A 22,683-nucleotide genomic window follows, 5' to 3' on the forward strand; every position below is an offset into this window, starting at 1 on the left:
TAAACAGCGCTTGGCAGATTACTCAAGCGCTGCAGTGTCGTTGGATTTGACTCTATTTTTTAGATGCGATTGCCCTGGCACTCCCTTCCGACAGACCGACGGCATCCCCCGCGCTCAGCACCGGGGCGCCATCACGCCGCACCCCGCTCCGAAACCCCTGCCGCCTCAAAGCTCGCCATCTCGCGCAGCATCGCGCAGGCCGATTGCAGCAGCGGCCAGGCCAGCGCTGCGCCCGAGCCCTCACCCAGGCGCAGGCCCATGTCCAGCAGGGGCTCGGCCTGCAGCTGTGTCAGCATGAGAGCGTGGCCGGGCTCGCCCGAGCTGTGGGCGAACACGCAGCGTTGCAGCACGGCGGGCTGCAGGCGCGCGGCGACCAGCACGGCGGCGGTGGTGATGAAGCCATCGACCACGATGACGCGGCGCTCGGCGGCGGCCTGCAGCACGGCGCCGGTCATGGTGGCGACCTCGAAACCGCCGAGCGCGGCCAGGGCGTCGAGTGGCGCCGTGGCGTGGGCATTGGCGGCCAGTGCCTGCTCCAGCACGGCGCGCTTGCGGGCGATGCCGGCGGCGTCCAGGCCCGTGCCGGCGCCGGTGCAGTCCTGCAGCGAGACACCGCACAAGCGCGCCAGCAGCAGCGAGGCCACCGAGGTGTTGCCAATGCCCATCTCACCCAGCAGCAGCGCATTGCCGGGCAGGCCGCGCACCACCTCCATGCCGTTGGCCAGCGCCTGCGCGCAGTGCGCGGCGCTCATGGCCGGGCCGATGCTGGCGTCTTGCGTGCCTGGCGCCACCTTGCGCAGCCACAGGCGGGGCTGGCCGGGTGCGGCCTCGCGCGGCGCGATGTCACGGGCCACGCCGCAGTCCACTACGTTCAGCGCCAGGCCGTGCTGGCGCGCCAGCACACTCACGGCGGCGCCGCCGGCCAGAAAGTTCTCGACCATCTGCCAGGTGACATCGCTCGGGTAGGCCGAAACGCCGCGCGCCACCAGGCCGTGGTCGCCGGCAAAGACCACCATCTGAGGCTGCACCAGCTGCGGCGCCTCGCTGCCCAGAACCTGACCGATGCGCAGGGCCAGGCGCTCCAGGCGGCCGAGCGAGCCGAGCGGCTTGGTCTTGTGGTCGAGCACATGTTGCAGCCGCGCGGTGAGGGCGGCATCGCCAATGTCGGCGATGGCGGGAACGGTGAAATGGGTCGGGTGGTGCATGAAAAAACCGCTTTCAGAATCAGCTTGAAAAATGGTGGACGGAATCACTGGATCAACGCGCGCAGCACGCCGGGGGCAAAGTGCGCCTGCACCGCGTCGGCCAGGCCGTCGAACACCGCGTCCAGCGTGGGCGCACCGGCCCCGAACAGCGCGCGCAGCGCAGCAGGGTCTTCCAGCAGACCGTGCAGGTACAGCCCGAGCACGTTGCCGGCGGCGTTCTGCCAGGCCAGGCCGGCGAGCACCTCGCGCGCCACATCGCCCTTGGTGGCCATGGCCGGGTGCTGGGCGGTCTGGCCGTGGTGGATTTCGTAGCCAGACACTTCAACGCCCGACAGCCCGGCCCAGGCGCCGGTCAGCTCGGCAAAACAGGCCGTGGTGTGGCGCACTGTTTTGTCGGGCTCAAACGCAGTGACCAGCGGCAGCAGCCCCAGGCCTGGGCCGTTGCCGTCCACGCCGTGCGGGTCGATCAGCGCTTCGCCCAGCATCTGCAGGCCGCCGCAGATGCCCAGCACGCGCCCGCCGCGCGCGGCATGGGCGGCGATGGCTGCATCCAGCCCCTGCGCGCGCAGCCAGGCCAGGTCGGCGGCCGTGGCCTTGGAGCCGGGCAGGACGATCCAGTCCGCGCCCACCACATCGGCCGGGCTGCGCGCCCACAACAGGCGCACGCCGGGCACGTTCTTGAGCGGCTGGAACTCGTCGAGATTGCTGATGCGCGGGTAGGCCACCACAGCGATGGTGGTGTGCACGGCACCCGCTGCCGTGCTGCGGTCGTCAAAAACGCCATCTTCCTCGGGCAGGCCGTGGCGCCACTGCATGGGGATGGTGGCCACGGTGGACACGCCGGTCAGATCGTGCAGCATCTGCGGCGCGGGCGCGAGCAGCGCGGCATCGCCGCGAAACTTGTTGAGCACAAAGCCGTGGATCAGCGCGCGTTCCTCCTCGGGTAGCAGTGCCCAGGTGCCGTACAGGTGGGCAAACGCGCCGCCCCGGTCGATGTCGGTCACCAGCAGGCAGCGTGCCTGCGCATGGCGGGCCACGCGCATGTTCACGATGTCGCTGGCGTGCAGGTTGATCTCGGCGGGCGAGCCCGCGCCCTCGATCACCACCACGTCGTTATCGGCGCGCAGCGCGTCGAGCGCGGCGGCAATCTGCGGCCAGACCTTTTCGCTACGCCCGCGCCAGGGCAGTGCGGTCAGCTCGGCACTCACCTGCCCCATCAGCACGACCTGGCTGTGCGTGTCGGCCTCGGGCTTGAGCAGGAGCGGGTTCATGCGCACCTCGGGCTCGGCGCGGGCCGCCAGCGCCTGAAAATACTGGGCACTGCCAATCTCCCCCAGGCAGCCGTCGGGGCCGGCCACTACACGGGCGTTGTTGCTCATGTTCTGCGCCTTGAAGGGCGCGACCTTCAGGCCCTGGTTGCTGTACCAGCGGCACAGCGCGGTGGTGAGCCAACTTTTGCCGGCGCCGCTGGTGGTGCCCAGCACCATCACACAGCGGGCCAATGTCTTGGGGGGTTGTGTCATACGTCCTTCTTTTCTGCCGATGGCGCGCGGGCACGCCAGGCCATCTCCAACGCCTGCTGCGCGGCCGGGGACCGCACCCCCAGCCGCACCCAGCCCGGCAGGCCGAACGAGGTGCACTCGCGCAGCTTGATACCCGCAGCGCGCAGGTGCGCCCCATCGCGCTCGTGCATGCCACCGGGGGGCAAGGCACAAAAATAGTTGGCCAGGCTGCCGCCCTGCACGGCCCAGCCCAGACGCTCACACAGGGCCAGCTGGCGCTGCTTCCAGGCCGCCAGGGTGACCAGGCTGGCCGCCCGCCAGCGCTGCGCGCCGGGCTGCACCCAGGCCTGCAGCATGGCCACGCCATGGGCCCCCACGGGCCATGAGGGTGCCAGCGCTGCCAGCGCCTGCACCTGCGCCTGCACCTCGCTGCCCGGCGGAGCCACGGCGTAAGCAGCGCGCACCCCGGTCAGGCCCAGGGCCTTGTTGGGCGTCCACAGCTGCCAGCAGGGTGCAGACGTTGCGGAAGGCCCGGACCACGCCACGCCGTCCAGCCGCAGCGGTGCGTAGGCGCAGTCGAGCACGCGCAGGACCGGGGGAGCAGCGGGGTCCGCATCGGCAGCGGCCTGCACCCACAGGCCCAGCGCGGGGTCCGCCAGCCCTTGCGGGCTGCCGGGCTCGCAGGCCCATTGCAGGCCGACGCTGGCGCTGCCTGCATCCGTGGGCCGCAGCAATGCCAGGCCCCGTGCCTGAGCCGCCTGCGGGTAGTCGCCATAGCAATGCGCGGGCAGCGCAACGGCACGCGCGCCCTGCTGCGCCGCCAGGGCCGTGATGCGGTGGATGAATTCGCTGGCGCTGCCGGCCAGCACGATGCGCTCTGGCGCAACGCCATGCAAGGCGCCCAGGCTTTCGCGCAGCGCTGTGTAGGCCGGGTCGGGATAGCAGGTGGCGTCGGCCTGCTGCACGGCGCGCAGCGCCTCGGGGCAAGGGCCGCAGGCGTTGCTGTTGGTCGAGAAATCGTGCAGCGGCACACCTGCCGCATCGGGGCCGCCGTGGGGGGGCAAGGCTTCGGAAAAAACGCTCATGCAGCGGTTACCAGCACCACCAGGACATGCGCCACCGCGGCCAGCGGCACCAGCGCCATCACCACCATGGACACCAGCTTTTCGGCCCGCCGCGTATCGAGCGGCCCCGCATCCCGGCCCTTTCTGTTGAGCACATACACGCCTGGCTTGGCCAGCCGCACGCCCAGGGCCATCGCCATCGCCGCCATGGGCCAGCCACTGTTGGGCGATGGGGTCTTGCGCGCCTGGCGCGCCAGCTCGCGCAGCGACAGCCCCCGCGTGGCCAGCGCCAGCAGCAGCGCCGTGAGGCGCGCGGGCAGCCACGACAGCACGTCGTCCGCCCGCGCGGCCCATTTGCCCGCCCATTGCCAGTAGCGCCCGCCGCGCATGCCAGGGTAGCCCCACATGGCATCGGCCGTGTTGGCAAAGCGGTACAGCGCGGCACCGGGAAGGCCCAGCAGCGCGAACCAGAACAGCGGCGCCACCACCGAGTCGTTGAGATTCTCGGCCAGCGACTCGATGGCCGATTCGCGCACCTGAAGTGCATCGAGCTGTGCCACATCGCGGCTCACCAGACGCGCCAGGCGTTCGCGCCCCTCGGGCAGCGAGCGGGCCAGGGCTGCTTCCACGGCCAGCACTTCGTCGCACAGCATGCGCCAGGCAAACAGCGGCTTGAGCAGCAGCGCCAGCAAGGCCGCCGCCAGCAGCCAGTGCAGTTGCAGCGCGGCCCATTGGGCACCCCAGAAAATCACAAAAACCACAGCAGCCAGCGCACACCAGACAAGCGCTGCAGCCCAAAAACACGTCCAGTCTTGCGCCTTGGGCGACAACGGCGCCAGCCGCTCGCCCCACCAGCGCAGTGCCTGCCCCATCCACACCACCGGGTGCGCGCGCTCGGGCGGCTCACCCACCAGCCGGTCCAGCCAAACCGCCAGCAACAACGCCAACGCCCCGGACAACGCGGCCTCCAACGATACAGGCAACCCCACAGCCTCCAGATTCATGGCACCGGCCCTTCTGCAAACAGGCTGCTCGCCTGGCCCCAGGCATTGTCGAACACCAGCGCCTGCAGCGGCTGGCGCTGCGCCCAGCGGGTCTGGGCCAGCATGGGCTCGGCGTAGAACGCATGCACCGGCCCCAGGCACAGCAAGGCGATCGGTTCGGCGCCCTCGGGCAGTTGCAGCAGGCCGGCCACGGCAGCGGGGTCGAACAGCGACACCCAGCCCATGCCCAGGCCCTCGGCACGCGCCGCCAGCCACAGGTTCTGGATGGCGCAGGCGGCCGAGGCCAGGTCCATCTGCGGCAGGGTGCGGCGGCCGAAGATGTGCTTCTCGCGGCCATCGGCCAGGGACACCGCCAGCACCTCGGCGGCCTCCAGCAGGCCTTGCACCTTCAGGCGCATGAATTCGTCTTCGCGCTCGCCCAGGGCACGGGCCGTGAGCACGCGTTCCTCCTCGACCAGCCCGTGCAGCTGCTCGCGCAGGGCGCGGTCGGTCACGCGCACAAAGCGCCAGGGCTGCATGAAACCCACGCTGGGCGCATGGTGCGCGGCCTCCAGCAGGCGGCGCAGCGTGTCGTCCGGCACCTGGCCACCGGCGAAGTGGCGCATGTCGCGCCGCTCGAAGATCGCCCGGTACACGGCCCGGGCGTCGCCGGGCGCAAAGGCCTGGGGTGATGGGTTCACGCTATCCGCGCTGTCCGCGCCCTGCTCAGCCATCGCCATCAGTCCTCGATCCCGCGCTGCGCGGGTACACCGGCCTTGAACGCGTGCTTGACCATCTTCATCTCGGTCACGGTATCGGCCAGTTCAATGATCTCTTCGGGGCAGCGGCGGCCGGTCAGCACCACATGCACGTCGCGGGGCCGCTCGCGCAGGGTCTGCAGCACGCCGTCGAGCGGCAGCCAGCCATAGATCAGCGGGTAGGTGATTTCGTCGAGCACCACCATGAAATACTCGCCCGAGAGGATGGCGGCACGCGCCTTCTCCCAGCCGTCGCGCGCCAGCTGCGCGGAGTGCTCCAGATCCTGGCTCTTCCAGCTGAAGCCGTCGCCCAGCCCTTCGATGGGAATGCCGATCTGCTCGAACATGCGGTGCTCGCCAAACCGGGCCGTAGGCACCTTCATGAACTGGTAGATCTTCACGGCCTTGCCGCGGCCATGCGCACGCAGCGCCAGTCCAAAGGCCGCCGTGCTCTTGCCCTTGCCGTCGCCGGTGTTGACGATGACCAGGCCCCGGCGCTCGCCCTCGGCCTTTTCGTAGCGTTTCTCGGTGGGTGGGGTTTCGATCTGCATGGTGGGCATTCTTTCAGACAGGTTGGGTGTCACAGACCGGCCAATTGCGGCTGTGGTGACAGGGAAAACGGGCGCCGGGCCTGCCAGACAGCGCCAGCGAGCACCACGAGGGCCATGACCAGCAGCGCCACGATGCCGGCCATGCGCTCCACCGGCGCGGTCGGGGTCACGGCGGCTTCGCGCTCGGGCCGGCGCTCCAGCAGCACGCCCATGGCAGGCGCTGCGGGTGTGGCCGGGGGAGTCTCGGCCTGGTGCGGTGGCGCAGGCAGATCGGCAGACGGCGGGGTGGCCACAGCCATGCCCGTGGGCGCGCGGGCTGGACCCTGCGCGGCCTGCTCCACCCAGCGGCGCACACTGGGCAGCTCGGCCGCCAGCGGGGCGGCGCGCGTCAGTTCCTGGTACCTCTGCGCGAGCTGCTTTTGCGTGTCGGCATCGGCCTGCCAGTAACCCTGGCGCTGCGCCTGCACCAGGCGTTCCAGCGATTGGGCATAGGCCTGCGGGTGCTCCTTGAGCCACTCGGGCAGGCCCAGCCGGTGCTTGTCGCGCACCAGCACGTCGTAGAAGCTCTGCCAATGGTCGCTGCGCACCGTGTCGGGCGCCACGGCCTGCCAGCCCCAGGCGAACTGCACGGCCTTGAGCACCTGCAGCGTGCCCGCATAGCCCTCGGCCTTTTGCGCCTTGAGCCAGCCGGGGTGCAGGTAGCGCGACTGCATCTCCAGCGCAATGGCGCGCTGCGCGGTCTCGGTGGTGGGCTCGCCCGCGTCCTGCAGCTGGGCCACATGCAGCTCCAGCCCCTGGGTGCGGCCCGCCACGCGGGCGGCGGCCGACAGGCCGCCGAGGTACTGGAACGGATCGTCCGAGCTGACCATGGCATACAGGTGCGAGCTGCGCGAGAGGATGGCGGCGTCGGTGCGGCGCAGGTGCGCGCCCAGGGCCTTGGCCGCCGTGCCACCCGCCACGCCCGTCACCGGCTCGCCGTCCAGGTAGGGCTGGCTCATGCGCTCCAAAAACATCTGGCCCAGGCGCGCATCGTTGGTCTGCAGGCCATCGCTCTGCACCGCGTCCGACAGGCCCGTGCCGTAGTCGCCCACCGCGTTGCCGAACGCGCGCACGCGCGCCAGCTGATCGGCCTGGGCGCGGGGCACGCCTTGCCTGCGCAGTTCCTGGCCAATCTGCTCGGTGTTGCGCGCAATCACATTGCCGGGCTCGGCCGTGACGGCCTGGGTCACCGCGCGGTCGAGCAGCGCCATGAGCGCAGGGAACTGGTCGCGGTACGAGCCGGTGATGCTCATGAGCACATCGATGCGCGGGCGCTGGAGCTCATCGGCCGCGATGGTCTCCACGCGCACCGGCCGGCCCGAGTCGTCCCACACCGGGCGCATGCCCAGGGCCACCAGGGCCTGGGCCTCCATGATGCCCTGGTGGCGCAGGGTTTCGCCGGCCCACAGCGACAGCGCCATGCGCTGCGGCGCCTGGCCGCCATGGCGCGCCTGGTAATCCTTGAACCAGTCGTTGAACAGCGTCTGCGCCACGGCATAGGCCTGGCGCGTGGGCAGGCGGCTGGGGTCCAGCCCCGTGAGGTTGCGGCCCGTGGGCAGGCTGTCGGGGTTGCGGATCGGGTCGCCACCGTAGGCGGCAGGCAGGAAGCGGCCCTCCAGCCCGGCCAGCAGGCCAGGCATCTCGCCCTCGGTGGCCAGCAGGCGCTCCAGCGCCTGCGCGCGCTGGGCCAGTTGCAGCAGCGCAGGCGTGGCTATGGGCTTGCGCGCGGCGCGGTTGGGCACATGGTCTTCGGCGCGCACCACGTCGGATGCCGCTTGCGCTGGCAGCGCGGGGCGCAGGTCCAGCACGCTCGCAGCCTGCGCATCCTTCAATGCCACTTCCAGCCAGCGCGCGGGGCGCGCGGCCAGCACCGCGTCGTGCTGGATGAGGAAGGCCTCGTCGATGTCCTCGCCCAGCGCCTCAATCAGCGGCTTGCGCAGCGCCTGCAGGATGGTCTCGCGCCGCTGCTCGGGCGCGGGCACGCGGCCAAACACGGCCAGGCCCTTGGGTTGCGAGCTTTGTGCCAATTGGTCCAGGTAGGGGTGCAGGATTTCGAGGAAGCCGCTGAAGTCGGCCGCGATGCGCTCTGCGCTCCAGCCCAGATCGCGGTGCAGCTGGTGCTCCACGAACTGCGCGACCAATTGCTTTTCGAGCGCACGGCGCGTGGGGCCTTCGTCCACGGTCTCCCATTCGTGCATCACCTCGTGCATGTGGGCCATGCGCGCCTCGAAGCCCGCAGGCGCGAACACGGGCGTGCGGTGGCTCACCAGCACGGCGCGGCCCCGGCGCTTGGCCGTGAGCGCCTCGCCCAGGTTGTCCACGATGTAGGGGTAGACCACGGGCAGATCGCCCAGCGGTAGCAAGGCGTCGTCATGCACATCCAGCGCACGCGCCTTGCCGCCGGCCCACTCCTGCGTGCCGTGGGTGCCGTAGTGGATGAGTGCATCGGCCTCCCGCTGCGCCCACAGGTACACCGCCAGGTAGTGGTGCGAGAGCGGCGCCTTGGATTTGTGCATGAAGGGGTTCTGGCCCAGGCGCAGTGTTTCTTCGCGCGGGGGCTGGGGCAGCACGGTCAGCCGGCCCATCTGCAGGCGCGGAATGGCGAACACCTTCTCGCCCTGCCAGTCCACCACATAGCGGCTTTTCTCGGGCGGGCCCCAGTGCGCGTTCATGCGCTCGCGCACGGCCTGGGGCAGCGTGGCCAGGTGCTGCGCGTAGCGCGCCAGCGGCAGCGCGGCAGCCTGGCCGCTTTGCAGCAGCGCGCGCGGGTCGGCGCCAGGGTAGTAGGCGGCCAGCAGCGGCTTGAGGCCGTCGATCCAGCCCTGCTCGGGTATGCGCTGCGTGCGGTAGCCCGCCGCTGCCAAACCGGCAGACACCTGCTCCAGGCTGCGCGGCACGTTGAGAAACGAAGCGCCGAAGTTGGTGCCGCCCGGGGGGTAGTTGTAGACCATGGCCACCAGGCGCTTGTCGGCGGCGGGTTTCGTCTGCAGCGCGATCAGACGCCGTGCCTTGGCCGCCACGGCCTGGGCCTGGCGCTCGATGAGATGAAAGTCCCTGCCCTCGGCGCCGTGGGCGGCGACCAGGACCGGATCGATGGCACCGGCTGCCTCGGGCTGCGCCAGGTAGAACGGCACGTCGGACAGCGACAGGCCCGTGTTGCTGGCCTCCCACGCCGCCGCATCGCCCGCGCGGTAGGGCTGGGTGGCCAGCAGCGGCACGCCCCAGCGCGCCAGCAGCGGCTGCAGCGCGGCGGCCTGGGGCACGAGCTGGTGCAGCACCAGGGCGGAAGCATGCAGGCGGCCCGGGCCGGTGCCGCCGGCGCCACTGGCGGCGGGCAGCTCCAGCACGTCGGTCAGGGTCTGCGCCGTGAGCTGCTGGCCAAACGCCGCATAGGCGAACAGGCCCTGCTGGCGGAAGGTACGCAGCCAGGCATCCAGCCATTCGGTGCTGCCGTCCACGAAATGGTGGCGATGCACCAGCACGGCCACGGCGGGCAGGCCGCGCAAGCCACCCTGCCCTGCGCGCCACTGCTCCAGCGCTGCGGCGTGGGGCAGCAAACCGGGGGCGTCGGGATGGTAGATGCCGCGGGCGGGCAGGATCTCGGGCGCAGGCAAGGCCGGCAGGGCCGCGCCCGCCACCACGGCACGCGCGAGGGCCATGGCGTGCTGCAGGTTGCGCGGGCCGCCGGCCTGCAGGTAGGCCACCATGCGGGCAGGCGCATCCAGCCCCGCCAAGTCGGCCGCCGGGGTGCCCGCAGGCACCCAGACTACGCGGCCGGGCGTGCGCGCGTCAGGGGCGTCCAGTGCGGGGCCCACCATGCGGCGCAGGCGCGCTTCCACGCTGGCGTGTGGAACATCCACCCACACCAGCGCAGCGCCCGCCAGCGCGCGCTCCAACTGCTGGGACTGGGCGGCATCCAGCACCGCCGGGCCTGCGAGCGGGTAGTCGATGTGCGCAAAGCCCAGGCCTGCCTCAGTGGCCAGGCGCTGCACCATGGCCGTGCGCGTGGCCGTGGTGATGTCGGAGGTCAGCCACAGCAGCACCGGTGCAGACGGCGCGGCCTGCACCAGGGGCACAGCCAGCAGCAGGCACCACAGTGCCGCGCGCAGCACCAGTTTCATCATGGCCTGGCGGCATCGGCTGCGGGTGCCACGCCGGTTTCGGGGATGTAGACGATGTTGCCGTCTTCGAGCTGGTAGGCCACGCCCGCGCGCACGCCCTGCCCTTGCGCTGCGCTGCCCGCGCCCTTGAAGCGCACTTCCTTGCCCTGCTCGCGCACCACGACTTCCATGTCGGGCTGGCCGGGGTTGCGGATGATGGTGACGCGCTCTTGGGCACTGGTCTGCGACTGAACGGCCACGGCCGTGAGCAGCGCCACGACGAGTACCAGGAACACGTCCACCAGGTTCACGGCGGACAGCATCGGGTCGTCGTCGTCCTCGGCCAGAACGCTCAGGTGCTTCAGGGTCATTGCGCCACCCCCCGCTCCTTGCGCACCACCAGCAGCTCGGCCAGCAGCCAGCGGCGGCGCACCGAGTACACCACCAGCCCCACCGACGCAGCCGCCAGCGCCAGCACCACGCCCGCAAAGGCGCCGCTGAACACCGCCAGCGCCTGCTGGCCGTTGCCCGCCGCCACGCTCTGCAGCGCAGGGCCGAGCGGGATCATCGTGGCGATCAGCCCCAGCATGGGCGACAGGCGACTGAGCAGGCGCACGGGCTCCACCTGGCGCACCAGTTGCAGCTCCAGTTCTTCCATCGACAGCCCGGGCGCCACGCGCAGCGAGCGGTATTGCGGCTGGCGCCAGCGCTGCCAGGCCTCCATCAGCGTGGCGCCGCCCGACCACAGCGCGTAAACGAACGCCAGCCCCACCAGCACCAGCACCGGCCACAGCAACGCCTGCGCCACCTGCGAAAAACCCGATTCGATATTCATGCTGGCACGTCCTTGGTTCCTTGGTTGTTCTTGCGCTGCAGGGATGGCAGCGCCATCCACATGCCGTCGAGCTGGCGCACATGGATGCGGTGGTCAAACACCTGCTCCAGCGCGGCCTGGGTGGCGGCGGCGTCGCAGGCGCCGTGGTGCAGCACCCGGCCCGCGGCCATCACCACCATGTCATCGGCCTGCAGCGCCAGCGACACCTCGTGCAGCACGCTGACCACGGTGGTGCCCTGCGCCACCAGGGCGCGCACCAGCAAGAGCCAGTCGGCCTGGTGCGGCGGATCGAGGTTGGCCAGGGGTTCGTCCATGAGCAGCACCTGGGCCTGCACCGCCAGCAGCCGGGCCAGCAGCACGCGCTGGCGCTCGCCGCCCGAGAGCTGGCCCAGCGCGCGGTGGCGCCAGTCCCACGCCTGGGTGGCGCGCAGGGCCTGCTCCACCGCGGCGTGGTCGGTACCGCTGGGCGGTGACAACCAGGGCTGGTGCGGCAGGCGGCCCAGCATGGCCACGTCGTACACCATGAGATCATCGGCGGCCACCTCGTTCTGGCCCAGCCACGACAACGCCCGTGCACGCTCACCGCGGTGCCATTGCGCCAGGGGGCGGCCCAGCAGATGCACGCTGCCGCTGCAGGGCATGAGACCCGCCAGCGCGCGCAACAGTGTGGACTTGCCAGCGCCGTTGGGGCCCACGATGCTGGTCCAGCGGCCCGCCGGCAGCTGCAGCGTCACGCCATGCAATATGGGGGATTTTCCAATGCTGGCACTGATTCCATCCGCGCCAATAGCTATTTTTTCAGGAGCGTTTGCCATTTACAGCAGCCCCCCTGGCCCCGTGCGCCGGTGCATGAGCCACAGCAGGTAGCCGCCACCGAGCACGGCGGTGAGCACACCCACCGGCAGCTCCTGCGGGGCGATGAGCCCGCGCGCGAGCAGGTCGGCCGCCGCCAGCAGCACCGCCCCCATCAGGCTGGCCAGCCCCATGAGGCGGCCGTGCGGCACCTTGGCCACCGCGCGCACCAGGTGCGGCGCGGCCAGGCCCACAAAGGCGATCAGGCCCGTCTGCGCCACGGCCGTGCCGGTGGCCAGCGCCAGCACCGCCACCAAAGCGGCGCGCAGCGGCGCCAGCGGCAGGCCCAGGCTGTGCGCCGTGGATTCGCCCAGCGCCAGTCCATCGAGCACGCGCGACAGCGCCCAGGCCGCCACGAGGCACAGCCCCCACACCCCCGCCATCAGCAGGCATGAGGTCCAGCCCACGAAGCCGGTGGAGCCCAGCAGAAATGCCTGCATGGCCTGCAGCGAATCGGGCGACAGCAGCAGGATGAGCGAGGTGAACGCCCCCAGCACCACGCCCACGATCACGCCCGCCAGCAGCAGGCGCAGCGTGTGCTGCACCCCGCGCGCCAGCGCCAGCGTGAGCAGCACCGCCAGCACGGCACCGGCGAACGCGGCACCCGTCAGGCCCAGGCGCACCAGCCAATGGCCGGAAAACACCAGGGTCACCGCCGCGCCCTTGGCGCTGCCCACCATGCCCGCCCCGCCACCCATGAGCGCCAGCGCCGTGGCCACGCCCAGCGAGGCACCCGAGGCACTGCCCAGCAGGTAGGGGTCGGCCAGCGGATTGCGAAACAGCCCCTGCGCCACGGCGCCCGCCAGGCCCAGCAAGGCCCCGGCGCACCAGGCGCCCAGCGTGCGCGGCAGGCGGATGTCCCACACGATCTGCCAGGCCATATCACGGGCAGCGCGGGAGGCGGAGTCGGAGCCGTCGCCCCACAGCGCGGGCCAGAGGTTCTCCAGCCCCACGCTGCCCACGCCCGTGCCCAGCGGCACCAGCAGCATGCTGGCCGCCACCAGCGCCCACCCCAGCCAGCGCCCGCGCCGTGCCACAGACAGGCTCATGGACGCCCCGCCGCAGTGCCCCGGGCGGCAGGCACCGTCTTGCTGGTCAGGCAGCGTGCCATGAGGCGCGCGCCCTCGGCCATGCGCGGCCCAGGCCGCACCAGAATGTCCGCCTCTTCGGGGGAGAACACGCACAGCCGCTGCTCGCGCAGGGCACGCAGGCTGCTCCAGCCGGGACGCTCGGCCAGGCCGTCCACGCTGCGTGCGCTGATCATGATCAGGTCAGGGTCGGCCCGTACCACGAATTCGGGGTTGAGCTTGGGGAAAGGCCCGAGCGATGCCGGCAGGATGTTGCGGGCGCCCAGGCGCGCAAGGGTCTCGCCGATGAAGGACGAGGTGCCCGCGCCATACGGCCCGCGATTCACCTCGAAGTACACGCGTGCGTTGCGGGCGGCAGGGGGCACCGACTGCGCCGCCGCCTCGACCGCCGCATCGATGTGGCGCCATACGCGCAGCGCATCGGGCACGGCCAGCACCTGGCCGATCTTGCCCATCACGCGCTGCACGTCGGCGTGGCTCCTGGGCTCCAGCGCCACCACGGTCAGGCCCAGCGATTCGAGCCGGGCCGACGCGCGCGACGAGGTGGCCATGACCACCACATCGGGCCGCAGGGCCACGATGGCTTCGATGTTCGGATCGAGCCCACCGCCCACCTGGGGCAGCCGCGTGACGGCCTCGGGCCAGTTGGAATAGCGGTCCACGCCCACCAGCCGGTGGCACTGGTCGAGCGCGCAGAGGGTTTCGGTGAGCGAAGGCAGCAGGCTCACGATGCGCTGGGGCGGCCGCGGCAGCGTGACGGTGCGGCCCCGGTCGTCGGTGACCTGGATGGCCTGGGCGGATGCCTGCGCCTGTGCGAGGCCCGCCATGAGCAGGCCCAGCGCGACAAGGATGGCGATCACCCACAGGATGCGGCGCACGGGAGTTGGTTTCATGGCTTCATTTCAAGGTCAAGGGCAGGCCCGCTGCCATCAGGGTGACGCGGGGGCACAGCTGGGCCACCCGCTGGTTCAGGGTGCCCAGGGCATCGACAAAGGCGCGCACCTCGCGCCCCAGCGGTATGACTCCCAGGCCGATTTCGTTGCCCACCAGAACCACAGGGCCCGGGGATTGCCGAACTGCTTCCAGAAACATGGCTGCCTGCGCTTTCCAGCCATGCGCCAGAGCCTGTTTCTGTTCAAAGTCCATGGTTTCCGCACCCATGGGCATGGTCCAGTGGGTCAGCCACAGCGTAAGGCAGTCCACCACCACCAGGGTGTGCGCCGTGCCGAGGCGCGCCACGGCAGCGGCCAGATCGTGCGGCTCTTCCACGGTCTGCAGGCCGGGCACACGCAGGGCGCGGTCGCGCTGGTGGCGGGCGATGCGCTCGCGCATCTCGTCGTCCCAGGCCTGCCCCGTGGCGATGAGCACGGCGCGGTGCGCGCCCGATTGCGCCAGCCAGTCGCGCGCCAGCAGCTCGGCACGGCGCGACTTGCCGCTTTTCTGGCCACCGAGGATGAGTTCGGTGGTGATGGGCGATGGCGACACGGTCATGCAGGCACTCCGCCCAGCAGATGGGCCGCCGCCTCGGGGCTGGAGGGAAACCACGCATGGAAGTAGCTCGCGTGCAGGCTGTCCTGCCGGTACAGCGCCTCGCCAGCCGCCGGTGCAGGCGCTTCGCCGGGCCGGACCGTGCGAGCCACCACTGGCGCGCTGCTGTCGCTGGTCGAATAGTGGAAGGTATGGCCGCGCAGCGTGTGCGCCGCCACGTCCACCTGCTGCGGCCCCAGCGCGGCCAGCCGCTTGTGCAGATTGACATGGCCAGGCAGCAGCCCCCACAGCGGTGCCGTGCTGCCGTCGGTCAGCGTGATCGATTCCATCAGCGCCATCATGCCGCCGCACTCGGCCCACAGGGCTTTGCCGGCTGCCACATGCGCGCGCAGGCTGGCCTGCATGCCGGTGTTGGCCGCGATCTGCGCGGTGTGCAGCTCGGGGTAGCCACCGGGCAGCCACACGGCATCGCAGGCGGGCAAGGCGGTGTCGCGCAGGGGCGAAAAGAACACCACGCGCGCGCCCATCTGCTCAAGCAGCTGGATATTCGCGTCGTAGATGAAGCAGAACGCTGCATCCCGCCCCACGGCCACCGTGCGCCCAGCGAGCAAGGCGGGCACGGCCGGCAAGTGCACGGGCGCGGGGAAATCCACCGCCCAGCGTTGCAACTCCTGGGCGGTCATCTGCCCCAGCGGCGTGGCCTCCAGCGCATCGGCGGCGGCATCGAGGCGCTGCTGGCTGTCGGACAGCTCGTGCGCCGCCACCAGGCCCAGGTGCCGCTCGGGCAGCAAGGCCCCTGCAGACCGGGCAGCGCCCGCATCGGCGCTGGCAGTCACCCGCATCAGCGCACCCAGCCAGTCTTCGGGTGCCCGCAGGCCGGACCGCAGCATGTCGGCGTGGCGCGCGCTGCCCACCCGGTTGGCCAGCACGCCCGCCCAGGGCAGGCCTGGGCGATAGTGCTGCAGGCCAAACGCCAGTGCACCAAAGGTGCCGGCCATGGCGGAGGCGTCCACCACCGCCAGCACCGGCACGCCGAAGCGCTCAGCCAGGTCGGCGGCGCTGGGATCGCCGTCGAACAGGCCCATCACGCCCTCGATGAGGAGAAGGTCGGCCTCCTGCGCCGCTGCGTGCAGGCGCTGGGTGCAGTCAGCCGCGCCGGTCATCCACAGGTCGAGCTGGTGCACCGGCGCACCGCTGGCGAGCTGGTGCCAGTGCGGGTCGAGAAAATCCGGCCCGCACTTGAAGACGCGCACTTTCAGGCCCTTGCGCGTGTACAGCCGCGCCAGGGCGGCAGTTACCGTGGTCTTGCCCTGGCCCGAGGCGGGGGCGGCGATCAGGAGCGCGGGGCAACGGGCAAAGGCAGACATGGCAACCTGCACTTACTGAGGCGCCCACTTCACGCCGACATACAGCGTGCGGCCGGGCGTGGCGTAGGTGCGGGCCAACTGGTAGTCCTTGTCGGCCAGGTTGTCGACGCGGGCCAGCAGGGTGTAGTCGCGGGCGATGCGGGTGCTGGCGTAGAGGTTGACCAGGGCGTAGCCGCCCAGCACCTGGGTGTTGGCCACGGTGTCAAAACGCGGCCCGGAGGCTTGCACCTCGGCGCCCAGCGTCCAGTCGGCGATGCGCGTATCGGCGCCCACGGTGGCATGGCGCTTGGCGCGGCGGGCCAGCTGCTTGCCGCTGCCCAGGTCGCGTGGATTCTGCAGGTCGAGCGAGCCATGCAGTTGCACACCCGACAGCTGGTACGACCCGGCAAACGTCACTCCCTCGTACTGCGCGCGGGCGGTGTTGGCATAGCAACCGAAAGCCGATGCACAAGTGCCTGCACCGACAAACGAGATCAGGTTGGAGACCCGGTTGCGGTAAGCCACCACCGAGAAGCTGCTGCGGTCTTGCGCATAGCGCAGGCCCAGCTCGGCGTTGCGGCTGCTTTCAGGCTGCAGCGTGGCCACGCCGTATTCGCTGAAGCGGTGGTACAAGGTGGGCACCCGGAAAGCCGTGCCCACGGATGCCGTGGCGCGCCAGTGCGGAGCGAAGGCATAGCCGTAGGACGCACTGCCGGTGTCCTTGCCGCCGAACTCGCTGTCGGAGTCATGGCGAACATTGAGCTGCAGGGTATGGCGACCGGCGTTGTAGCCATAGCCCAGCGCCAGCGCATCCTGCGACCGGCTGCTGTCGATGGGAGCGTTCTGCAACGCGTCCTCACGGCGCTCCAGGGCGGCGCTGAAGCGATGGGCTCCCCAGCGGAAATCGTTCTGCCAGAGATAGCCGCGCAGCTTTGTCTCGGTGAGGTAAGGCGATGGCGTGGTTTCGTAGCGGCTGGCCGAATCGGTGACCGACACGCGCATGCTGTAGGCATCCGACCATTGCGCCGCCCAGGTGAGGCCTGCCGTGCGCAAGCGGCTCAGGTTGCGGTCATCGACGGGCCGGGCCGCTTTGTAGGACACATTGTCATAACCCGAGTTCAGGCGGCTGGCCAGCAGCGTGGCGTCCAGGCGGTGCCGCGCGTCGATGCGAAAACCCAGCCGGGCGTTGCCCGAGGTGCTGCGGTAGTTGTCGCGGTCGGGGTTGTGGGAACCGCTGACCTTGGCGTCAAAGCCATCACTGATTTCGCGCGCAATGCCCAGCGAGTAATCGAACGCCCCCTCTTGTCCGGCCGCGCCGCTCACACCGGCCTCGATCTTGCGGGTGCCCTGGCTGCCCACGCCCACGCCCACGTAGGGCCTGGCGGGTCCTTCGCCCCGGCGGGTGAAAAGCTGGATCACGCCGCCAATGGCGTCGGAACCATACACCGCAGCGGCAGGGCCGCGCAGCACTTCGATGCGGTCGATCTGCGACAGCGGAATCTGTTCCCACTGCGCACCACCCGTGGATTGCGAATCAATGCGCACGCCGTCGATATAGACCGCCGTGAAGCGCGATTCGGCTCCCCGCAGAAAAACGTTGCTGGCATTGCCCACGCCGCCATTGCGCGAAATCTCGATGCCCGGCAGGCGCGCCAGCACGTCGGCCAGGCCCGTGGCACCGCTGGCTTCAATGGTTTCACGGTCCACGATCGACACGTCGGCCACCAGATCGGCCAGGGGCTGCTCGGTGCGCGTGGCGGTCACCACCGTGTCTTGCAGCGAAGGCATGCGTGCGTTTTGCGCCAGCAGCACGGGCGCTGCGAGCGGCTGCGCCTGCACCGCATGGGCGGACACGCAAGACAGGATCGCCAGCACACAGGGGCGCAGGCACAGCGGCGCAACACGGCGCGCACGAGGGGTACGGATTTTCATAGGAATCATCGTCAACAAACTACCCGAGCCGGCTTCCCCGCCAGCATGTGGGAGACAAGGCCTTGCACGCCTCCAAAGGCGCGCGAAACCACCGTGTTGGCCGGTATCCGGGCTGGCGGAACGCCCTCCAATGCCTTCCCAGGTGCTTGTTCAAGGCGCCCAGTGGCTTGTGAATGGAGAGGGAATCAAGTGATTCGTCCGCTGACCGTTGCGGGGGCAGCGCAGGCTGGGCACACCATGGCTGGTGCAACCTCCCTGCTTCCCGTTGAACTGCGGTATGTGAACCACACCGCGAGCACCAACGGCGTGATTTTAAGGGCATTCCAGGTGCACCCCTCTACAATTGCGGGCTGTATGGAAGCTCCCTCCACCATCGACCAGATCGCCGACCGCGTTGAACGCCTGCTCTTGCGCCACGCGGAACTTCAACGCACCAATGCCCTGCTGGCAAGCCAAGTGTCGGTCCTCACGCAGGAGCGCGACTCCCTCAAATCGCGCCTGAGCGCCGCCCGCGCCCGGGTGGATGCATTGCTCGAACGCCTGCCCCCATCCCCCCCTCCCAAGGACGCCGAATGAAGCAAATCGAGGTGCAGATACTGCAGCAAAGTTATCTGCTGTCCTGCCCCGAGGGGCACGAGTCGCGATTGCTGGAAGCGGTGGAGCGCGTGGACACCGCCATGACGCGCATCCGCGATGCCGGCAAGGTGCGGGCACGCGAACGCATTGCCGTGCTGGCGGCGCTGAACCTGGCATTTGATATCGCCGACCGGGAAGCTGCCGACCTGGCGGCTGCGCACATTCATCCAGCCGCCCTGCCCCACCCCAGCGAACCCGCCAGCCAGCCCTTCAACGCAAGCGCGGATGCCCTGCGGCTGCAGGCACTCGTGCAGCGCCTGGATGGCGCCCTGGGCGAAGACGGGCGCCTGCTCTGAGGAACGGGCGTGCAGCGCGCCCTCTGTTGCCACCTTGGCATCGGGCAGTACCTGCAGTCCGAGCGGTCAACGCCTACAATAGAGGCGTCTGCGGTGCTGCCGGGCTTTATATTTCCTTGAACCAATGCTCACTGAGCACGGGCTTGGTACATCGCCCGGTGAGCGTGATCATCTCGCGTCAGATGAACCCAACGCCTGGCTGCCCTCGCCCACCTGAACCCCCGGTTCAGGATGCCGGTCCGGTGGCACTTGCAGACACCCTCTTTGCTCTCCCGTCGGCGCAGGCACCCCCTGCGCAGATGCGGCACATTCAGTACCCCCGGACTTCTTGGCATGATGCTCGAACCCCTTCTGGTTGTTGAACTCGCAATCCTCGGTCTGGGCACCGGCTTTCTGGCAGGCCTGCTCGGCATTGGCGGCGGCATGCTGCTGGTGCCTTTCATGACCTACATCCTGGGTCACCAGCAAGTGACCCCCGACCTGGCGGTCAAGATGGCCATTGCCACCTCCATGGCCACCATCATGTTCACCTCCGTTTCCAGCGTTCGCGCACACCACAAGCGAGGTGCCGTGCGCTGGGACATCGTGCGAAGGCTGGCACCAGGCATCGTGATCGGCGGGCTGGTGGCGAGCCTGGGCGTTTTTGCGTTGCTCAAGGGGGCGTTTCTTGCGATCTTCTTTGGGCTTTTCGTGAGCTTCTCGGCCTTTCAGATGTTTCGGAACAAGAAGCCTGCGCCGTCCCGGCAGATGCCGGGAACCGGCGGACAACTGGCGGCCGGGGGGGTGATTGGTTTTCTGTCTGGCCTGGTGGGCGCGGGCGGTGGTTTTGTCAGCGTGCCGTTCATGACATGGTGCAACGTGGCCATTCACAACGCCGTTGCCACCAGCGCCGCGCTGGGTTTTCCCATTGCCCTGGCGAATGTGGTGGGGTATGCGGTGGGCGGTCAGTCTGTGGCAGGCCTGCCATCGGGCTCGCTGGGCTACATCTGGTTGCCTGCACTGGCCGTCATTGCCACCTGCAGTGTGCTGACCGCACCCTTGGGTGCGCGGGCGGCGCACCAGCTGCCGGTGCAACAACTCAAACGTGTTTTTGCCAGCCTGCTGCTGATGCTGGCGGCCTACATGCTCTGGAAGGGTGTGGCGGCTTTCTGAGACGACGCCCCTCCGATACCAACAAGGTCAGCGAGCCACCCACCGCTGGCACCACCGGTGAACCCCGATTATTCGACCGGTGCAAACTGCGCCAGCCCGTGGCTGGAGTTGAACAGCAATTGACGGAACTCGGCGCCTGGCAAGCCCGGTGAGCACAGGAATCCCTGAAAGTGCCCGCACTGCAGCTGCTGCAGCATGGCACGCTGTCCAACGGTTTCCACGCCCTCGGCCACCACTTCGATATGCAGCGCATGCCCCATGCTGACGATGGCGCTGACAATGGCGCGGTCGCCGTCATCCTCCGGCAGTCCCCGCACGAAGGATTGGTCGATCTTGAGCTTGTCGATGGGCAGCTTCTTCAGATAGGCCAGGCTGGAGTAGCCCGTGCCGAAATCGTCAATGGCCAGGACCACACCCAGCGCGGCCAGTGAGAACAATCGCAGTTCCATTTCCTGCGCGTCCTGCAGCAGGATGGTTTCGGTCAGTTCCAGCTCCAGCAAGGTCGGCGGCAACTGGTACACAGCCAGCAGGCGCGTCAGGCGCTCGACGAAACCGGCCTGGCGAAACTCCAGCGCAGACACATTGACGGACACCACAATGGGCATGCCCTCGTGCATCCACTGCGCCGCCTCCCGCACGGCCTGCTCCATGACCCACGCCCCCAGCGTCACGATATAGCCCGACTCCTCCGCCAACGGCACGAACTGCGCGGGAGATACCACGCCAAACTCGGGGTCGGTCCATCGGATGAGTGCTTCCGCGCCGACGATCCGGCCGGTAGCGAGGTTCACCTGGGGCTGATAGTGCACGGCCATCCGCTGCTCGCCCAGCGCCTGGCGCATGGCGTGCTCCAGCTTCATGCGCGACAGCAGGTTGGCGTTCATCTGCGGTTGGTAGAAGCCATAGCTGCCACGCCCCCGCTCCTTGACGCGGTACATGGCCGTATCGGCCTGCTTGATGAGTTCGTCCAGGGTGGTGCCGTCCTGCGGATACAGCGCCATGCCAATGCTGCACTGGATGGAAAAGCCCATGCCATCCAGCAAGAAGGGGCTCAGCATGCCCTCCAGCATCCGGCGCACCACGCTTTCGGCCACGACAGCGTCGGCGCCATGCAGGTAAATCACGAACTCATCGCCACCAAGCCGGCACAGCATGTCCGTCTGCCGCAGGCAAGCCTGCAGACGCTCGGCGACCAGTTGCAATACGCGATCACCGAAGTGATGGCCGAGCGAGTCATTGATGATCTTGAACCGGTCCAGGTCCAGGAAAAGGATGGCAAAGCCCGTATCGCTGGCGCGAGCGCCCTGGATAGCGGTTTCCACCCTCTGCGAAAGAAGCAGCCGATTGGGCAAACCGGTCAGGACATCGCTGTACGCCAGTTCCTCGATGCGTTTTTTGGCCGCGTGCTGCTGCGTCAGGTCTCGCATGAAACCAATGCTCTGCATCAGCCGGCCATCGTCATCGCGCAAGGCAACCCACGACAGATGCACGGCACAGTAAGCACCATTGTCACGGGGCAGCCAGAGCTCACCCTCCCAGAAACCATCGCTTTCCCAACCCGCCTGCACCTGCTCCATGAAGGAGGCATCCGAACCACTGCCGAACAGGGACGCTGCCATGCAACCCTCCAAAGCGGCTGCGCAAGGGCCCAGCAGTCGCTCGCAACCCGGGTTCATGCGCATCAGATGGTGCCTGCTGTCTGCAATGAAAATGGCATCCAGGCTGGCATCGAAAACCCGCGCCGCCAGGCGCAAGCTGGCCTGCGCTTCGGCCTGCCGGGTGATATCCCGAAAGGAATACACGCGCCCCACGGGGTGGCCCTGGTGAAGCTGCGGAACAACGCGACGCTCCACCGTCATGCCGCCGTACAACTGAAAGATGTCGGTGCTCTCCAGCAGCGGATCGCGCTCAATGGCACTCAGACGTTCCTGGTAGTGCTTGCGATCCACCACCCGGGAGGCCAGGTGCTCATGCACCGCCGTGTCATTGCGCTGCAACAGCAGTTCGCGGGGGATGCTCCAGATGTGCGCCAGCCGCTGGTTGAAGGCGCGCACGCCTCCGTCAAGCCCACACACCAGCATGCCATCGGCTGCGGAATCCAGGGTGGAACGCAATTCCGACAGCAGGGTCTCCAGTTCCTGCTGGGCAGCCTCCTGGGCACTGCGGTCCAGCATCGTCAGCATCAAAACCGCTGGAGCGCCGTCGTGCTGTACACAGGTCACACGCCGATCGACCGGAACCAGCACACCATCGGCCCGCCATACGCTGGTGTGGGAGTGAATGCCTTTCGCAAGAGTGGCCAATGGCTCGGACCAGAATGCACAGTCCTGGGGTGTTGCCGCCAGGCTTGTCACCGCCTTGCCGACCATGTCCTCCCCGGACATGCCCACCAGTCGCTCTGCCGCCTTGTTCGATTGGACGATGCTCAAGCTGCCGCCATCCACGAGCCACACCGCTTCCTGCAGGCCATCCAGCCAAGACTGCGGTGGTAGCGGGTTCATGCGTGCACCTCGTCAGGACCAGGATCTACAGCGCGCTCAAAGAAATAGCAGATCCGCTGGCGCGGAGACAGATAGTCGAGCGCATCGCGCGACACCTCGGGCCTCAGCGGTCTGGTCGAATTGACGGACACGACGATGCCGTAACGGTCGTTGAATGCGTGATGCATCCAGCCCACGCCGGGCTGGACATACATGCCGATGCGAAGCTGACCGGTATCAATAAGGAGGGAAGAATTCACGGAGTTTCACGGCATGCATGGAGAAACATGGCGACATGCGCACCACCCTTGGTGACAAGGATTATCGCCGCCGTCCAGACCATTGCGCCCCGCAATCCCAACGATGAAATTCTGGC

At 69.0% G+C, this 22,683-nt stretch carries 19 protein-coding genes, 1 other RNA gene, 1 pseudogene and 1 riboswitch; of the genes and pseudogenes, 4 read left to right on the top strand and 17 right to left on the bottom strand.

Features of this window, described 5'->3' with window-relative positions:
- Positions 1-131 precede the first annotated feature (131 nt).
- The 15 genes from cobT to AC1RDS_RS00075 are packed head-to-tail and all read right to left on the bottom strand — an operon-like array spanning position 132 to position 17,743.
- On the bottom strand, positions 132-1,205 hold the full coding sequence (gene cobT / locus AC1RDS_RS00005; protein WP_092697792.1) for a nicotinate-nucleotide--dimethylbenzimidazole phosphoribosyltransferase: 1,074 nt from the start codon (positions 1,203-1,205) through the stop codon (positions 132-134).
- Between the two features lie 44 nt (positions 1,206-1,249).
- Positions 1,250-2,692, bottom strand: a complete 1,443-nt coding sequence (locus AC1RDS_RS00010) for a cobyric acid synthase (RefSeq protein ID WP_208859704.1) — start codon at positions 2,690-2,692, stop codon at positions 1,250-1,252.
- Positions 2,693-2,724: 32 nt separating this feature from the next.
- On the bottom strand, positions 2,725-3,792 hold the full coding sequence (locus tag AC1RDS_RS00015) for an aminotransferase class I/II-fold pyridoxal phosphate-dependent enzyme (protein ID WP_092697778.1): 1,068 nt from the start codon (positions 3,790-3,792) through the stop codon (positions 2,725-2,727).
- Positions 3,789-4,775 (bottom strand): adenosylcobinamide-phosphate synthase CbiB, encoded by a 987-nt coding sequence (gene cbiB / locus AC1RDS_RS00020; RefSeq protein WP_092697777.1) that lies wholly within the window; start codon positions 4,773-4,775, stop codon positions 3,789-3,791. The genes AC1RDS_RS00015 and cbiB overlap by 4 nt, the downstream gene beginning before the upstream one ends.
- On the bottom strand, positions 4,772-5,488 hold the full coding sequence (bluB, locus tag AC1RDS_RS00025; RefSeq protein WP_092697791.1) for a 5,6-dimethylbenzimidazole synthase: 717 nt from the start codon (positions 5,486-5,488) through the stop codon (positions 4,772-4,774). Before bluB ends, cbiB begins: the two co-directional genes overlap by 4 nt.
- Before the next feature lie 5 nt (positions 5,489-5,493).
- On the bottom strand, positions 5,494-6,063 hold the full coding sequence (gene cobO / locus AC1RDS_RS00030) for a cob(I)yrinic acid a,c-diamide adenosyltransferase (protein ID WP_092697790.1): 570 nt from the start codon (positions 6,061-6,063) through the stop codon (positions 5,494-5,496).
- 29 nt (positions 6,064-6,092) lie between these two features.
- The gene (gene cobN / locus AC1RDS_RS00035) at positions 6,093-10,226 is read right to left on the bottom strand and encodes a cobaltochelatase subunit CobN (RefSeq protein ID WP_492226611.1); all 4,134 of its coding nucleotides are present in this window, start codon (positions 10,224-10,226) and stop codon (positions 6,093-6,095) included.
- Entirely contained in the window at positions 10,223-10,573 is a 351-nt protein-coding gene (locus AC1RDS_RS00040; RefSeq protein WP_092697775.1) for a DUF2149 domain-containing protein, read from the bottom strand. The genes cobN and AC1RDS_RS00040 overlap by 4 nt, the downstream gene beginning before the upstream one ends.
- Positions 10,570-11,037 (bottom strand): hypothetical protein, encoded by a 468-nt coding sequence (locus AC1RDS_RS00045; protein WP_092697774.1) that lies wholly within the window; start codon positions 11,035-11,037, stop codon positions 10,570-10,572. Before AC1RDS_RS00045 ends, AC1RDS_RS00040 begins: the two co-directional genes overlap by 4 nt.
- On the bottom strand, positions 11,034-11,852 hold the full coding sequence (locus tag AC1RDS_RS00050) for an ABC transporter ATP-binding protein (RefSeq protein WP_092697773.1): 819 nt from the start codon (positions 11,850-11,852) through the stop codon (positions 11,034-11,036). The genes AC1RDS_RS00045 and AC1RDS_RS00050 overlap by 4 nt, the downstream gene beginning before the upstream one ends.
- On the bottom strand, positions 11,853-12,938 hold the full coding sequence (locus AC1RDS_RS00055) for a FecCD family ABC transporter permease (protein WP_208859701.1): 1,086 nt from the start codon (positions 12,936-12,938) through the stop codon (positions 11,853-11,855).
- Positions 12,935-13,870 (bottom strand): ABC transporter substrate-binding protein, encoded by a 936-nt coding sequence (locus tag AC1RDS_RS00060; RefSeq protein WP_092697772.1) that lies wholly within the window; start codon positions 13,868-13,870, stop codon positions 12,935-12,937. Before AC1RDS_RS00060 ends, AC1RDS_RS00055 begins: the two co-directional genes overlap by 4 nt.
- A 4-nt stretch (positions 13,871-13,874) precedes the next feature.
- On the bottom strand, positions 13,875-14,468 hold the full coding sequence (locus AC1RDS_RS00065; RefSeq protein ID WP_303833903.1) for a bifunctional adenosylcobinamide kinase/adenosylcobinamide-phosphate guanylyltransferase: 594 nt from the start codon (positions 14,466-14,468) through the stop codon (positions 13,875-13,877).
- Positions 14,465-15,832, bottom strand: a complete 1,368-nt coding sequence (locus tag AC1RDS_RS00070) for a cobyrinic acid a,c-diamide synthase CobB (RefSeq protein WP_303833905.1) — start codon at positions 15,830-15,832, stop codon at positions 14,465-14,467. The genes AC1RDS_RS00065 and AC1RDS_RS00070 overlap by 4 nt, the downstream gene beginning before the upstream one ends.
- Before the next feature lie 12 nt (positions 15,833-15,844).
- Positions 15,845-17,743, bottom strand: coding sequence for a TonB-dependent receptor domain-containing protein (locus AC1RDS_RS00075; RefSeq protein WP_492226612.1), 1,899 nt, complete (start codon positions 17,741-17,743; stop codon positions 15,845-15,847).
- Between the two features lie 81 nt (positions 17,744-17,824).
- A riboswitch (cobalamin riboswitch) is annotated at positions 17,825-18,061 on the bottom strand.
- Between the two features lie 36 nt (positions 18,062-18,097).
- On the opposite strand from AC1RDS_RS00075, the gene AC1RDS_RS00080 reads away from it, so the two are divergent.
- From AC1RDS_RS00080 to AC1RDS_RS00095, 4 genes are all read left to right on the top strand, one after another.
- Entirely contained in the window at positions 18,098-18,319 is a 222-nt protein-coding gene (locus tag AC1RDS_RS00080; RefSeq protein ID WP_303833909.1) for a DUF904 domain-containing protein, read from the top strand.
- Positions 18,316-18,675 (top strand): cell division protein ZapA, encoded by a 360-nt coding sequence (locus AC1RDS_RS00085; RefSeq protein ID WP_303833911.1) that lies wholly within the window; start codon positions 18,316-18,318, stop codon positions 18,673-18,675. The genes AC1RDS_RS00080 and AC1RDS_RS00085 overlap by 4 nt, the downstream gene beginning before the upstream one ends.
- An 82-nt stretch (positions 18,676-18,757) precedes the next feature.
- Positions 18,758-18,937: non-coding RNA, 6S RNA (gene ssrS / locus AC1RDS_RS00090), on the top strand.
- A 74-nt stretch (positions 18,938-19,011) separates the two neighbouring features.
- Entirely contained in the window at positions 19,012-19,827 is an 816-nt protein-coding gene (locus AC1RDS_RS00095; RefSeq protein ID WP_303833943.1) for a sulfite exporter TauE/SafE family protein, read from the top strand.
- Between the two features lie 68 nt (positions 19,828-19,895).
- Here the strand turns inward: AC1RDS_RS00095 and AC1RDS_RS00100 are convergent, their stop codons facing one another.
- Positions 19,896-22,328: a sensor domain-containing protein gene (locus tag AC1RDS_RS00100; protein ID WP_303833913.1), complete on the bottom strand. Its 2,433-nt coding sequence runs from the start codon at positions 22,326-22,328 to the stop codon at positions 19,896-19,898.
- Positions 22,325-22,480 (bottom strand): annotated as a pseudogene (locus tag AC1RDS_RS00105) (phosphohydrolase); the annotation flags it as partial. The pseudogene AC1RDS_RS00105 and the gene AC1RDS_RS00100, both read right to left, overlap by 4 nt.
- Between the last annotated feature and the right edge of the window lie 203 nt (positions 22,481-22,683).

It is taken from the genome of Acidovorax sp. GW823-FHT02H02, assembly GCF_058797075.1.